Annotated in this window: 10 protein-coding genes; 8 read left to right on the top strand and 2 right to left on the bottom strand. The window is 63.4% G+C overall.

The genetic code is table 11. The features are described from left to right. Positions 1 to 32: 32 nt before the first annotated feature. From DENOEST_RS12160 to DENOEST_RS12125, 8 genes are all read left to right on the top strand, one after another. Complete coding sequence (locus tag DENOEST_RS12160) at positions 33 to 2,987, top strand: molybdopterin-dependent oxidoreductase (RefSeq protein ID WP_145771097.1); 2,955 nt, start codon at positions 33 to 35, stop codon at positions 2,985 to 2,987. Positions 2,988 to 3,056: 69 nt separating this feature from the next. Then, entirely contained in the window at positions 3,057 to 3,635 is a 579-nt protein-coding gene (locus DENOEST_RS12155; RefSeq protein WP_145771096.1) for a TetR/AcrR family transcriptional regulator, read from the top strand. Between the two features lie 229 nt (positions 3,636 to 3,864). Next, positions 3,865 to 5,073, top strand: coding sequence for an acyl-CoA dehydrogenase family protein (locus DENOEST_RS12150; protein ID WP_170228227.1), 1,209 nt, complete (start codon positions 3,865 to 3,867; stop codon positions 5,071 to 5,073). Between the two features lie 146 nt (positions 5,074 to 5,219). Further along, positions 5,220 to 6,008, top strand: a complete 789-nt coding sequence (locus DENOEST_RS12145; protein ID WP_145771094.1) for a nitroreductase family protein — start codon at positions 5,220 to 5,222, stop codon at positions 6,006 to 6,008. A 208-nt stretch (positions 6,009 to 6,216) separates the two neighbouring features. Then, on the top strand, positions 6,217 to 7,428 hold the full coding sequence (locus DENOEST_RS12140) for a thiolase family protein (protein WP_145771093.1): 1,212 nt from the start codon (positions 6,217 to 6,219) through the stop codon (positions 7,426 to 7,428). A gap of 175 nt (positions 7,429 to 7,603) precedes the next feature. Next, positions 7,604 to 9,226 carry an AMP-binding protein gene (locus DENOEST_RS12135; protein WP_145771092.1) on the top strand — a complete coding sequence of 541 codons (1,623 nt, stop codon included), beginning with the start codon at positions 7,604 to 7,606 and terminating at the stop codon, positions 9,224 to 9,226. A gap of 21 nt (positions 9,227 to 9,247) precedes the next feature. Then, positions 9,248 to 10,279, top strand: coding sequence for a phosphotransferase family protein (locus DENOEST_RS12130; RefSeq protein WP_145771091.1), 1,032 nt, complete (start codon positions 9,248 to 9,250; stop codon positions 10,277 to 10,279). Positions 10,280 to 10,307: 28 nt separating this feature from the next. Further along, on the top strand, positions 10,308 to 10,715 hold the full coding sequence (locus tag DENOEST_RS12125; protein WP_145771090.1) for a nuclear transport factor 2 family protein: 408 nt from the start codon (positions 10,308 to 10,310) through the stop codon (positions 10,713 to 10,715). A gap of 90 nt (positions 10,716 to 10,805) precedes the next feature. Here the strand turns inward: DENOEST_RS12125 and cysN are convergent, their stop codons facing one another. Both cysN and cysD read right to left on the bottom strand, forming a co-directional pair. Next, positions 10,806 to 12,722, bottom strand: coding sequence for a sulfate adenylyltransferase subunit CysN (gene cysN, locus DENOEST_RS12120; protein ID WP_145771089.1), 1,917 nt, complete (start codon positions 12,720 to 12,722; stop codon positions 10,806 to 10,808). Then, positions 12,722 to 13,621 (bottom strand): sulfate adenylyltransferase subunit CysD, encoded by a 900-nt coding sequence (gene cysD, locus DENOEST_RS20220; RefSeq protein ID WP_232096581.1) that lies wholly within the window; start codon positions 13,619 to 13,621, stop codon positions 12,722 to 12,724. Before cysD ends, cysN begins: the two co-directional genes overlap by 1 nt. Between the last annotated feature and the right edge of the window lie 136 nt (positions 13,622 to 13,757).

Genomic DNA, 13,757 nt, shown 5'->3' with positions numbered 1-13,757 from the left:
ATTTGATCCATACACGTGTCAGGGTGATCGCCATGGATGCATCGACTCAAAACCAGTCCCGTCGTCGTTTTCTCTGGTTGGCGGCTGCCGGCGGTGCGGTTGCTGCGGTCGGAATCCCATTCTTTCACTATCGATTGAAGGCGGGGGCCAGTGTCCGGCTCGGTCCCAGGGGAACCCCGAAGCTCAATAGCTGGGAGGATTTGTATCGCCAGCGCTGGACCTGGGACAAGATCGCCAAGGGCTCCCACGGCTGGGCCAATTGCCGCTCGGCCTGCGCCTGGGATCTCTACGTCAAGGATGGCGTGGTGGTGCGGGAGGAACAGAGCGCCACTTACGACCAGTCCGAACCCGGCGTGCCGGACTTCAATCCCCGGGGGTGCAACAAGGGGGCCTGCTACACGGAAGTGATGTACGGTCCCTCCCGTACCAGCGTGCCCCTGAAGCGGGTGGGCCCGCGGGGCTCCGGACAGTGGGAACGGATCAGCTGGGACCAGGCCATGGCGGAGATCGCTGAAAAATGCGTGGACGCCGCCGTGAAGTGGGGGCCCGAGACGATCTACCAGGACCTGGGACCCAACTACGACAACGGGCCCACCACCGCCGGGCGTTTCAAGTTCCAGTTGATGGCCGGCGGCATGTTCGCCGACATGTGGGCCGAGATCGGCGACCTCAACCTGGGGGCGCTGATGTCACTGGGCCTGGCCCATGTGGGGGGCTCCTCGGACGAGTGGTTCCTCTCCGACTTCCTGGTGGTCTGGATGATGAACCCGTCCGTGACCCAGATCCCGGACGCCCATTTCCTCTACGAAGCCCGTTACCAGGGCAGCGAACTGGTGGTGATCGATCCGATCTACTCCGCCACCGCGATCCATGCCGACCAGTGGCTGCCGGTGACGCCGGGCAGCGATGCCGCGCTCGGCCTGGCGGTGGCCCGCCACCTGTTCGAAAAGGATGCCATCGACCACGCCTATGTGCGGGAACAGACCGATCTGCCCTTCCTGGTGCGGATGGACACCGGGCGCATGCTGCGGGAGGCGGACATCAAGGAGGGCGGCAAGGACAACCTGTTCTACCTCTGGCATCCGCAACAGGGCGGCCCAGTGCCCGCGCCGGGCTGCGAAGGGGCCGGCGGCATCAGTACCCGACTGGACTTCGAGCCGCCTATCGAGGGCAGCTGGAAAATCATGTTGAAGGACGGCCAGGAGGTGCTGCTGGCGACGATCGGCTCCCTGCTCAAGGAGAGCCTGGAGCTCTGGACCTTCGAACGGGCGGCGGAAGTCACCACCCTGAGCGTCGAGCAGATCCGTGCCTTCGCCGACGGCTGGGTCAGGGCCAAGCGGCCCATGGTGCTGTCGTCCTGGGGCTCCAACCGTTACATGCATTCGGACCTGATGAACCGCAGCAAGATTCTCTGCCTGATGCTCAAGGGCGCCATCGGCCGCAAGGGGGCGGGGCTCCAGAGCACCGGTTTCATCGATCTGGAGGGTTTCGGCAACGCGATGCAGGTGGAGAAGGATGGCATCAGCGGCCGGCTGGGAGTGATCCTGAACCTGATGACGCCGAAGGAGCTCTTCGACGTGGCCATGGACATCACCATGAAGCGCAAGACCGAGAACCAGGTGGCCCGGGAAGGGGAGCGGCGCTTCGAGACCGAGGTGGTCTGCTATAGCACCGTGACGGCCATCGACTACCGCTACCAGGGCATCAAGGAGCCTCTCGCCAAGGAAGAGGATCATCTGCTGCCCCGTCCCCTGGCGGCCTATCACGAGGAATCCACGCGCAAGGGCTGGGAGCCGGACTTCCCCCGCACGGGGGCGCCGAAGGTCTTTCTCACCGGCGGCTCCAACCTACTTCGGCGCAACAACCTGCCCCAGTACCTGATGGCCAATATGTGGGATGACATGGAGTTGATCGTGGATATCAATCCCAAGTTCTCCTTCACTGGCACCCAGGCCGACTACATTCTGCCGGCGGCGGGCTGGTACGAGAAGGTGGGCATCAAATACACCATGGCCTATGCGCCCTACCTCCACTACTGCGACCAGGCGATCCAGCCCCTGGCGGAATCCAAGGACGAATTCGAGATTTACTGGCTGCTCTCGCGGGACATCGAGCGCATCGCCAAGGCGCGCAAGCTGCCGGTCCTCAACGGCTGCCACCGGCCCACGGACTGGAAGACCCTGCACCAGCGCTATAGCTGCGAGGGGACCCTCGGACCCAAGGATGCGGAGCGGGTGTTGAGCGACATCATCGAGCAGAGCTCGGCGACCAAGGGCATGACCCTGGAGCAACTGAAAACCGTGGGGGCGGCCCGCTACGTGGCCACCGGCATGAATGTGTCGCCGGCCTACACCTACAACCCCGACTGGAAGGGCAAGGGCGTGCTGAACACTCTTACGGCCTTTACCGAGCACAAGGAGCCCTGGCCCACGCTCACCGGCCGGATCTCCTGCTTCATGGACCATCCCTGGTTCCTGGAACTGGGGGAACAGCTGCCCACCCACAAGCCCAGCCCCAAGGCGGGGGGCGACTATCCCTTCCAGTTCGTCAGTTGCCATGCCCGCTGGTCCATCCATTCCACCTGGCGCGACACGCCGATGATGCTGCGCCTGCAGCGGGGAGAGCCCCAGGTCTGGATCAACCCGGCGGATGCCGGAAAGATCGGCGTCAAGGATTACGACTACGCCGAGATCCACAACGACTACGGCTCGGTGCGGATGCGGATCAAGTTCTCCACCATGGTGCGGCCCGGCGTGGCCTATTACTACCATGCCTGGGAGCCCCACCAGTTCCCCAATCACCAGTCCTTCAAATGGCTGATCCCCGGCCTCATCAACCCCCTGCACATGGCCGGTGGCACCGCCCAGTTGCACCACGGCAACAGCAAGTACCAGGCGGGCACGGCGGTGCAGGACACCCGCATCGGCATCCGCCCCTGGCGGGGCCAGTCCACCGGCGCCAAACCGGTGCCGGCCCGGTCGGCATGAGCCTCATGGGACGTTGGCCGGCTGAGCGGGGGGATACAATCTGCCGCTCCTTTCCTTCGCACCTTCGTGATGTCGCCAAACGCTCCACTCCGCAACGCCACCCAGACCCGCCTGCTTGCCGTGGCCCGGGAAATTGCCTGCCGTGTGGGCTACGAAGGCCTGACCATGAAGGAAGTGGCGGACCGTGCCGAGGTGGCCCGGGTCACCGCCTATCACTACTTCGCCAACAAGGACCATCTGCTGGCCGAGATTGCCGCCGACCTGGAAGCCGAGGTGTCGGCGGAGCTGGCGCGCCTGCGGCTGCGGACCCAGGATCCGGCGGCGCGGGCCGCCCGGCGCCTGGTGGTGGCCATGGCCTATCTGTTGCGTGAGCCCTTGCTGTTGAACGCCGTGTTGACGGTGGCCATGGGCGAGCAGGGGCAACGGATCTTCCTGCATCAGGACGACAGTAGCCCGGTATGGCGCCTCCTGGAGGCGGAACTGCGCGGCCTGCCGGAGGATACCGCCCGTAGCCTGGGCCGTCTCTTCGGCCACCTGCTCCATTCCAGCCTGCTGTCGGTGTCTTCCGGCGCCATGTCCATGAAGCAGGCGGAGGACGACTTGAAGCTGGCAGCGTGCTGGCTGTTCGCCGGAGTGCTTGTCAGCTAGCGCTGGTAGTCAGTCAGTGCGTTTCGTCGTGACTGACGGACGCAGGCGGCTCCTCCCCGACCCGGTCGAGCCGCTGATGCGCAGGATCTGGAGCTTAGGCGATAGGTGCCTAATTTGGGTAATTGCCGCCTATCCTCGAAATGGACTTGGTTATGATCCCCCTACCAACGACGGACTACCGCTCCATTACATTATTGGGGCGGAACCAATGGATACAGAGGGGGATGCAATGGATATCGACCTGGACTTGACGCTCACCGATGAGATGCTGGCCATTCGGGAGAGCTGCCACCGTTTTGCCGAGGAAGTGATGCGGCCCCTGGCGGCCAAGCTGGACCGCATGGACCCGGAGGCGGTGATCGCCAAGGACTCGCCTCTCTGGGAGGGCCTGGAGAAATACAAGGCCCTGGGCCTGGTGGGGATGCCGGAATGCTACGGCGACGATCTCTCTCCCGCCCAGCGCACCCTGATGCACAGCATTGTCTGCGAGGAACTGGCCTGGGGCGATGTGGGATTGTTCATCACCTACGCCCTCTACAACATGGCGCCCGGCATCGCCAAGGCCTATGGCCGCCCCGATCTGGTGGAGTTCTTCCGCCAGCGCAACGAGATCTGCTGCCTGGCCCTGACCGAGCCCAACCACGGCAGCGACATGGTGGCCTTTCCGGATGCCTCCTTCCGCGATCCCAAGGGGCGCTCCGACCTGCGGGCGCGCCGGGACGGCGACGACTTCATCCTGAACGGGCAGAAGGCGGCCTGGGTGTCCACCGGCACTATCGCCGGTTCCGGCATCGTCTTCGCCACCTATGAGAACTCCAAGCAGGGCCGTGCCGACGGCGCCGTATTCCTGATGCCCTTCGACCTGCCCGGCGTCAGCCGGGGCAAACCCCTGGACAAGCTGGGCCAGCGCACCCTCAATCAAGGGGAAATCTTCTTCGACAACGTGCGGGTGCCGCGCCAGTTCTTCCTGATGGACGGACCGGACGTCTATCCCCATGTGCTGGGCGCGACGCTGCGCGATGCCAACATCGCCATGGGCCAGCAGTTCATCGGCGTCGCCCGGGCGGCCTACGAGCACGCCCTGGCCTATGCCAAGGAAAGGGTCCAGGGCGGCGTGCCCATCATCCAGCACCAGGCGGTGAAGCTGCGGCTGTTCAACATGTTCTCCAAGCTGACGGCGGCCCGTTCCCATGTGCGCCGCATCGCCATGGCCAATGCGGCGAAGGAGGGGGGGGTGCCCTTCCCCTATGCCGCCACGGCCAAGATTGTCTCCACCCAGACCTGCCTGGACATCGCCCACGAGGCCATCACCCTATTCGGCGGCTACGGCCTGTGCCGGGAGTATCCGGTGGAGAAGCTGTTCCGCGACGCCCGAGCCTCCCTGATCGAGGACGGCGAGAACACCATGCTGGCCCTGATGTCCGTCAGCCATTTCTAAGGAAATGCTGATGAAGTTCGTCACACCGGCGAAGGCCGGTGTCCAGTTGGTTGATTTTCCTGGATTCCGGCATTCGCCGGAATGACGAATTTGGGCTTGTTCAGCGTATACCCAAACACCCAACCCCACACTTTCTGGAGCACACCATGGAACTGAGAGAAGCCATCGGCACCCGTCGTTCATTCCGCTACCTGGACCCCGATCGTCCGGTGGAGATCGAGAAGATCCAGCGCATGCTGGAGGCGGCGCGGATCGCCTCCCACTTCGGCAACAACAATGCGGCCCAGGCCTTGGTGGTGGATCGCAAGACGGCCACCCAGGAGCAGTTGGAGTCCCTGCCGTCGCCGGTGGGCGGCTTCCAGATCCAGAACGCGCCGATCATCATCCTCTGGTACGTCCATGGCCCCGCCCTGGATCAGGCGCCCCAGCGCCTGCGGGAGCTGGTGGCCTGTGGTGCCCTGGGCTACGGCGAGGGACGATTTGAGGAACTGGAGAAGACCCTGGTGCCCATCTTCGAGAAGTCCGGTCCCAACCTGCGTCTGCCGGGCCTGACGGACATGGATCTGGGCCAGGCCGTGGCCCAGGCGACCCTGATGGCCATCGAGCAGGGCCTGGGGGTCTGCTGCCAGGGCTCCGCCAACTGGAAGAAGGTGGAAAAGGCCTTCGGCTTCTCCGACGATCAGCGCATCGTCGTCGTGCAGACCGTGGGCTACCCGGTGGAATCCAAGGAAGCGGGCGGTCAGCGGCCCCGCCAGCCCTTCGAGCAGTTGTTCCAGTACAACTCCCTGAACAAGCCCTTCCCCCGTTCCCAGGCGGTGGTGGACGAGCTGACCCAGGACAAGCTCTTCCAGGCCCCGGCCAAGCTGCCCGGCCGCGAGGAAGAAGTGGAGTCGATTCGCCGGAAATATAACTTGCCCCGCTGCGGCATGATCTAAACCTTCCAGGCCGGAACCCAACAGTAATGACTTCGATGAAGAGCAATGCCGGTTGGACGGAAAAGGCGCAAGAAGGCCCACCCCCTTCCGACCTCCCCCTCTCCGGGGGAGGTGGCGGAGTTTGCTCGCTACGCTCGAGACTCGATCGGGCCTTGCGTTGCACACTTGCAAATCAATCAGCCCGGCCGGGTATCTTGGAGAGCGTGACATGAGAGTGAATGCAATCGTCGCCGGTGTGGGCATGACGCCCTTCGGCAAGCACCTGGACAAGAGCATCAAGTGGCTGGGTGGCCAGGCTGTTCTGGACGCCATCGCCGATGCCGGCATTCGTCCCGAGGAGATCGAGGCCGCCTATGTGGGCAACTGCGCCGCCGGCACCGTTACCGGCCAGGAGTCGATCCGGGGGCAAGTGGTGCTCAGTTCCGTGGGCCTGGGCAAGTTTCCCATCATCAACATCGAGAATGCCTGCGGCAGCGGCTCCACGGCCTTGAACCAGGCCTGCATGATGGTCTCGGCCGGTTACTACGATGTGGTTCTGGTGGTGGGCTTCGAGAAGCTCTACCACGAGAACAAGGCGATCAGCTATGCGGCCTTCAACGGCGCCATCGATGTGGAGGAGCGGGACAAGTTCCTGGCTCAGATGAGCGCCGGCCAGTCCGAGGGGTCCGGCACCAGCCGTTCCATGTTCGCCGACTTCTACGGTGTGCTGGCAAGGGAATTCATGGCCAGTCACGGTACCAGCATCGAGCATTTCGCCATGGTCTCGGCCAAGACCTCCTTCCATGGCAGCCTCAATCCCCGAGCCCAGTTCCGGAATGTCATGACGGTCGAGGAAGTGCTGGCCCAGCCGGTGATCGTCGATCCCCTGACCCGGCCGATGATCTGCCCCCTGGCCGACGGCGGCGCGGCGGCGATCATCGTCAGCGAGCGCAAGGCGCGCCAGTTGGGCATCGCCAGGCCGGTGCGGGTGGTGTCCTCGGTGGTCCACTCCTTCTTCCATCATCCCGACGGCGCGGCCGAGAACGTTACCAGCCTGTCCATCGAAGAGGCCTATTACGAGGCCGGTGTCGGTCCCCAGGATCTGAGCCTGGTGGAGCTGCACGATTCCTCCGTCGTCACCGAGATGATCACCTATGAGCACCTGGGGCTGTGCAAGCCCGAGGAGATCGGCGCTTGTGTCGAGCGGGGCGACTTCCGCCTCGGCGGCCGCCTGCCGGTGAACACTTCCGGCGGCCTGCTGCGCAAGGGCCATCCGGTCGGCGCTTCCGGTGTTGCCCAGTTGTGCGAAGTCACCTGGCAGTTGCAGGGCCGGGCCGGCCAGCGCCAGGTGGAGGGCGCCCGGGTGGGCCTGTGCCACAACGGCGGCGGCAACCTGGGCAACGACACGGCGGTGATGAACATCACCATCGCGATGTGCTGAAGGGAATGCACGCCCCCTTCGCCCCCCTTCGGGGGGTTCTTTCGTGCTCGCTACGCTTACGGGGATCTCCGTGGCGACAGTGTGCCGTTTGCGCCTGGCGGCGCGTGCCGTTTTCCCTTGGGGCGGCCCGGCGGGAAAGCTCCATTTTTATATTGAAAGGTAACGGAGACCCTTCATGGCCGAACTCAACCCGATGATCCTGTCCCACCTGATCGCCCTCAAGGCCCAAGAGCTGCCGGACCGGGACATCCTTACCTTCGAGCACCTGAGCCTGGACGGCGGCAAGACGCCGGACGAGGTGCGTACCTATGCCGACCTGCATCGGAACGGTAATCGCATTGCCGCCTACCTGGCGGCCAAGGGCATCAAGAAGGGGGATCGATTTGTGATCTCCCTGCGCAACCACCCCGAATTCGTCGAAGCCATGGTGGCGACCTCCATCACCGGCGCGGTGTTCGTGCCGGTGGACCCTCGCACCAAGGGGGAGAAGCTGGCCTTCATGATCAACAACTCCGAGAGCCAGGGTATCGTCTGCGCCGACTACAACCTGGCGGAAGTGGATGCGGTGCGGGCCCGGTGCCCCCAATTGAAGTGGGTGTTGGCCCTGGACTCCGGTGAGAACGGCAGTGTTTCGATCAAGGATTTTCAAGGGGTGGACGACATCGCCCAGGTGCTGGCCCGGGAGGTGGCGCCGGTGCCGATGGCGGAGCTGACCCTGGCCGATCCCTTCCAGATCATCTACACCTCCGGCACCACCGGCGACCCCAAGGGCATCGTCGGCAACGTGGGGCGTTTCGGCGGCACCGGCATGATGGGGCAGCTTTTCGGCTACCAGGCCGATGAGCGGCCCTACACCGGACTCTCCTTCACCCACAACAACGCCCAGGCCACCGCCCTGTGCCCGGCCCTGTTCGGCGGCTACCGGGCGGTGTTCAGCCGCAAGTTCACCAAGTCGAAATTGTGGGACGTGGCGCGGAAGTACGGCTGCACCAGTTTCTCCGTGCTGGGGGGCATGGCCACCGCCATCTACAGCGAGCCGGCCCGGCCCAATGATGCCGACAACCCGGTGCGGCTGGTGGTCAGCGGCGGCATGCCGGGGGCCATCTGGCAGGCTTTCGAGGAGCGCTTTGGCGTCAAGATCTTCGAAATCTACGGCGCCAGCGACGGTGGCGGCATGGCCTTCAAGCGTCCGGGGGAGGGACCCATTGGCTCCTTCGGCAAGGCCATGACCGGCTACGAGATGAAAATCCTCGACGACGAAGGCAACGAATGCCCACCCGACGTCGTCGGGGAGATCTGCTGTCGTCCGGCAACCGGCAGCCCCGTATCGGTGGAGGTGGAATACCACGGCAACCCCGAGGCGTCGAAAAAGAAGGTGCGCGATGGCTGGAACCACAGCGGCGACATGGGCCACAGCGACGCCGAGGGCTGGCTCCATTTCGACTACCGCAAGGGGGGCGGCATCCGCCACAACGGCGACTTCATCAATCCCAGCTTCGTCGAGAAGGTGGTGGCGGAGCATGGCGACGTGGATGACGTCTTCGTTTATGGCGTGCCGTCGTCGTCGGGTGCCCCCGGCGAGCGGGATGTGGTGGCGGCCGTCGTGCCGCGGGATATGGACAGTTTCGACTCCAAGGCGGTGTTCACCCATTGTCGCCAAGGCCTGGAGCCGAACTTCGTGCCCAGCTATCTCCAGGTTGTGAGCGAGATTCCCAAGACGGCTTCGGAAAAGCCGCAAGAGCGTTTCCTGCTCGACCTGTTTGCGCCAGATGCCCCGGGTGTCCATCGGGAACATTGATCCGCTTGCCGGGACAGGACGATGCGTTATGTCGAACTTCCACGCACCGCACCGGCCGGGGCGGCCCTCCAGGCGCCCCTGACGCCGGCGCTGATCGCAGCTCTATGTCGGCGGGCATTCGGGCCGCAAGCGGACGTGGTGGATGTGGAGCAGTTGCACTCCGGCCGTTTCAACACCACCTACCGCATCAGACTTCGGGCCGGGTATCAGGTCATCCTGCGTCTGGCGCCGCCGGCATCGGCCCATTTGTTTGAACACGAGCGATGGCTGCTGCGGCGGGAATGCGCCGTTCACGATTCCCTGGCCGGTGCGGCGGTGCAGGTCCCCCGTTTGTTGTTCAAGGATTTTTCCGGGGATCTGGTGTCGCGGGACTATGTTTTCCTCGAACACTGCAAAGGCCAGCTTTGGGAAGAGTTGCAGGGCAGTTTCACCCCCCAGGAGAATGAGGTCTTGTGGGGGCAACTGGGGGGGCTGGTCCGGGCCATCCATTGCATCCAGGGTTCAGCCTACGGGCTTCCCCAGCCCATGGCGAGTGTCGATTGCTGGAGCAAGGCGGTGCTGGGGGATATCGATGGCCTGATCGGCGATCTGGACAGGCTAGGACTGGAACTTGCCGGAGCGCGTGCATTCCGTGCCCTGGTGGTGCGCAACAGGCAGGTTCTGGATCATTGCGGCCCGCCCCGTCTGTTGCACGGAGATCTGTGGCCCAAGAATATTCTGGTGGACCGGATTGGCGGGATGCCCGTCATCACGGGTCTGCTGGATGGGGAACGGGCCCGTTGGGGTGACCCGGAGGCAGAGTGGATTTTTGGTTTCCTCGATATTCCACCCGCCTTCTGGTCTACCTATGGCCGTGATTTGTCTGATGGGGCTTTGGGGCATGATGCCCAGTGCCGACGCCTGATCTACAATGGCCGCGGCGCCTTGCAACTAACGTTGGAGGCTTGGCGCTGGGGGCTCGATGATGGCTTTGCCCGTCGTTTGCTGGTGGAGGCGATGACCGGGCTGGAGGCCATGCTATCGATCCGGCGGCAGCTGGCTGAGGCTGCCTGATCCAGACAAACTTTCAGGGGAACGATCCATGAGTGAAATTGAGCGCAACAAGCAGTGCGCCCGGGACCTCTTTGCTGCCATCAGCCGGGGCGACGCCCAGGCGATCGCCGACAGCTACGCCGAGGACGGGGTGCTGCAGACCATGGGGCACACCCCGATTTCAGGTCGCTATGACCGGAATCAGATCCGGGCGGCGGCTGCGGGAGTGCTCGACGCTTTTCCCCAGGGTCTTGAATTCACTCTCCACACCTTGACGGCGGAGGAAGACCGGGTGGCCGTGGAGGCGGAGTCCCTGGGCACTCATGTTTCCGGCAAGACCTACAACAATCACTACCATTTCCTGTTGCGTTTCCGCGATGGAAAGGTGGTGGAGATGAAGGAATACATGGACACGGAACTGGTCACCGACATTATCTGCGGCGGTCAGCGGCCTTGAGGTCGATTCCCGGGAAATAAAAAACCCCGCCGGGGCGGGGTTGGGAAAGCGACTCTGATCCCGGCTGGGCCGGGATCAGAGACACGGGTCTTAGCCGACGACGCCCATTCCTTGCAGGGCCGCGATGATGCGGTCGGCCGCCTGCTCGGGGGTGAGGGACGTGGTGTCGATATGGATTTCGGGGTTCTCGGGCGCCTCGTAGGGCGAGTCGATACCCGTGAAGTTCTTCAGCTCACCACGCCGGGCCTTCTTGTAAAGCCCCTTGGGATCGCGTTCTTCTGCGATGGACAGCGGGGTGTCGATATACACCTCGATGAACTCACCTTCAGCCACCAGGTTCCGCGCCATGCGCCGCTCGGAGCGGAAGGGCGAGATGAAGGAGACCAGGGTGATCAGGCCCGCATCCACCATCAGTTTGGAGACCTCGGCGACGCGGCGGATGTTTTCCACCCGATCGGCGTCGGTGAAGCCCAGGTCCTTGTTGAGGCCGTGGCGCACGTTGTCTCCGTCCAGCAGGTAGGTGTGGCGACCGCTGGCGTGAAGTTTCTTTTCCACCAGGTTGGCGATGGTGGATTTGCCCGCGCCGGAAAGGCCGGTGAACCACAATACGCTGGCCTTCTGGCCCTTGGCCGTCGAGCGGACTTCCTTGTTAACGTCCACGTGCTGCATGTGGATGTTCTGGGAACGGCGCAGGGCGAAGTTGAGCAGACCGGCGCCCACCGTGTTGTTGGTGATCCGGTCGATGATGATGTAACCACCGGTGTCCGGATTGTCCTTGTAGGCATCGAAGGCGATGGGCCGGTCCAGGGAGAGATTGCAGATGCCAATCTCGTTGAGATCCAGCTTTTTCGCTGCCAGATGCTCCATGGTGTTTACGTTCACCTTGTGCTTGATCTCGGTCACCGTGGCCGTGACGGTCTTGGTGCCGATCTTCAGCAGATAGGAACGGCCCGGCATCATGGCTTCGTCGTGCATCCAGACCAGGGTGGACTCGAACTGGTCGGCCACTTCGGCGGGCGCATCGATGGTGGAGATCACGTCGCCCCGGCTGATATCCACTTCGTCCGCCAGGGTGAGGGTGATGGACTGACCGGCAATGGCCTTGTCCAGATCGCCGTCATAGGTGACGATGCGGGCAACCTTGCTTTCCCGGCCCGAGGGCTGGATGCGGATCCGGTCTCCCGGCTTGATGCTGCCGCTGGCGATGGTGCCGGCGAAGCCACGGAAGTCCAGGTTGGGGCGGTTGACCCATTGCACCGGCAGACGGAAGGGCAGGCTCTGCAAGCGGTCCTGGTTCACCTGCACGGTTTCCAGGTAGCCCATCAGGGTGGGGCCGTGGTACCAGGGGGTGCGCTCGCTGGGTTCCAGCATGTTGTCGCCCTTCAGGGCCGACAGGGGAATGGCGGTGATATCGGTCAGGCCGATCTGCTTGGCGAATTCCCGGTAGTCCTCAACGATGCTGTTGAAGGTCTTTTCCGAGTAGTCCATCAGGTCCATCTTGTTGATGGCCAGGACCACATGACGGATGCCGATCAACGAGACCAGGAAGCTGTGGCGGCGGGTCTGGGTCAGCACCCCCTTGCGGGCGTCGATCAGGATCACCGCCACGTCGGCGGTGGAAGCGCCGGTCACCATGTTGCGGGTGTATTGCTCATGGCCCGGGGTGTCGGCGACGATGAACTTGCGCTTGTCGGTGGCGAAGAAGCGGTAGGCCACGTCGATGGTGATGCCCTGTTCCCGTTCCGCGGCCAGACCGTCCACCAGCAGGGCGAAATCCAGGTCGCCGCCCTGGGTGCCGACCTTCTTGGAGTCGGCTTCGAGGGCCTCCAGCTGGTCCTCGAACAGCATCTTGGATTCGTAGAGCAGACGGCCGATCACCGTGCTCTTGCCGTCATCCACGCTGCCGCAGGTGATGAAGCGCAGCAGGGTCTTGTATTGGTGGGACTTGAGGTATTGCTGGATATCGCTGGCGATCAGCTCGCGATCTTTGTCGATGGCCTGAGACATTAGAAATAGCCCTCCTGTTTCTTCTTTTCCATGGACCCCGTCGAGTCGTGGTCGATGACACGGCCCTGACGCTCGGATGTGGTGGTCAGCAGCATTTCCTGGATGATGGCCGGCAGGGTGTCTGCTGTGGACTCCACGGCGCCGGTCAGGGGATAGCAGCCCAGGGTGCGGAAGCGCACACTGCGCATCATCGGTACCTCGCCTTCACGCAAGGGCATGCGATCGTCGTCCACCATGATCAGGATGCCATCACGCTCCACCACGGGCCGTTCCTTGGCGAAATAGAGCGGCACGATGGGGATGTTCTCCAGGTAGATGTATTGCCAGATGTCCAGCTCGGTCCAGTTGGACAGGGGGAACACCCGGATGCTCTCGCCCTTCTGCTTGCGGGCGTTGTAGAGCTTCCACAGTTCGGGGCGCTGGTTCTTCGGGTCCCAGCGGTGTTGTGCCGAGCGGAAGGAAAAGATGCGCTCCTTGGCGCGGGACTTTTCCTCATCGCGGCGGGCGCCGCCGAAGGCCGCATCGAAGCCGAACTTGTCCAGAGCCTGCTTGAGGCCTTGGGTCTTCATGATGTCGGTGTGGATCGCCGAGCCATGGACGAAGGGATTGATGCCCATCTCCAGGCCTTCCGGGTTGATATGCACCAGCAGGTCCAGGCCCAGCTTTTTAACCATCTCGTCGCGGAACTGGATCATTTCCCGGAACTTCCAGGTGGTGTCCACGTGCAGCAGGGGGAAGGGAGGGATGGCGGGAGCGAAGGCCTTCATCGCCAGGTGCAGCATGACCGCGCTGTCCTTGCCGACGGAATAGAGCATCACGGGGTTGTCGGCTTCAGCCACGACCTCCCGGATGATGTGGATGCTCTCTGCCTCGAGGCGTTGCAAATGGGTGAGTGACATTTCCTTGTGTGCTCCTTTCGGATGGCCGTTGCCGGCCGTTCTTGTGGTGTATTGAGAAATTGAATGTTTTACTTCTGGCGAAGCTTCAACTGCAACTTTTGGGGCCGGCTTGGCGGCCGGTCTGGGAGTGGTTCGG

Origin of the sequence: Denitratisoma oestradiolicum (assembly GCF_902813185.1) — a bacterium.
GTDB classification, from domain to species: domain Bacteria; phylum Pseudomonadota; class Gammaproteobacteria; order Burkholderiales; family Rhodocyclaceae; genus Denitratisoma; species Denitratisoma oestradiolicum.
The sequence above is the reverse complement of the archived record's forward strand: the minus strand, read 5'-3'. Positions and strand labels throughout refer to the sequence as shown.

Bases quoted from the DNA above. Each gene is read 5' to 3' on its own strand.
- DENOEST_RS12135 (WP_145771092.1), top strand. From the start codon at position 7,604: ATGGCCGAACTCAACCCGATGATCCTGTCCCACCTGATCGCCCTCAAG.
- DENOEST_RS12145 (WP_145771094.1), top strand. From the start codon at position 5,220: ATGGAACTGAGAGAAGCCATCGGCACCCGTCGTTCATTCCGCTACCTG.
- DENOEST_RS12125 (WP_145771090.1), top strand. From the start codon at position 10,308: ATGAGTGAAATTGAGCGCAACAAGCAGTGCGCCCGGGACCTCTTTGCT.
- DENOEST_RS12130 (WP_145771091.1), top strand. From the start codon at position 9,248: ATGCGTTATGTCGAACTTCCACGCACCGCACCGGCCGGGGCGGCCCTC.
- DENOEST_RS12160 (WP_145771097.1), top strand. From the start codon at position 33: ATGGATGCATCGACTCAAAACCAGTCCCGTCGTCGTTTTCTCTGGTTG.
- DENOEST_RS12150 (WP_170228227.1), top strand. From the start codon at position 3,865: ATGGATATCGACCTGGACTTGACGCTCACCGATGAGATGCTGGCCATT.
- cysN (WP_145771089.1), bottom strand. From the start codon at position 12,722: ATGTCTCAGGCCATCGACAAAGATCGCGAGCTGATCGCCAGCGATATC.
- DENOEST_RS12140 (WP_145771093.1), top strand. From the start codon at position 6,217: ATGAGAGTGAATGCAATCGTCGCCGGTGTGGGCATGACGCCCTTCGGC.
- DENOEST_RS12155 (WP_145771096.1), top strand. From the start codon at position 3,057: ATGTCGCCAAACGCTCCACTCCGCAACGCCACCCAGACCCGCCTGCTT.
- cysD (WP_232096581.1), bottom strand. From the start codon at position 13,621: ATGTCACTCACCCATTTGCAACGCCTCGAGGCAGAGAGCATCCACATC.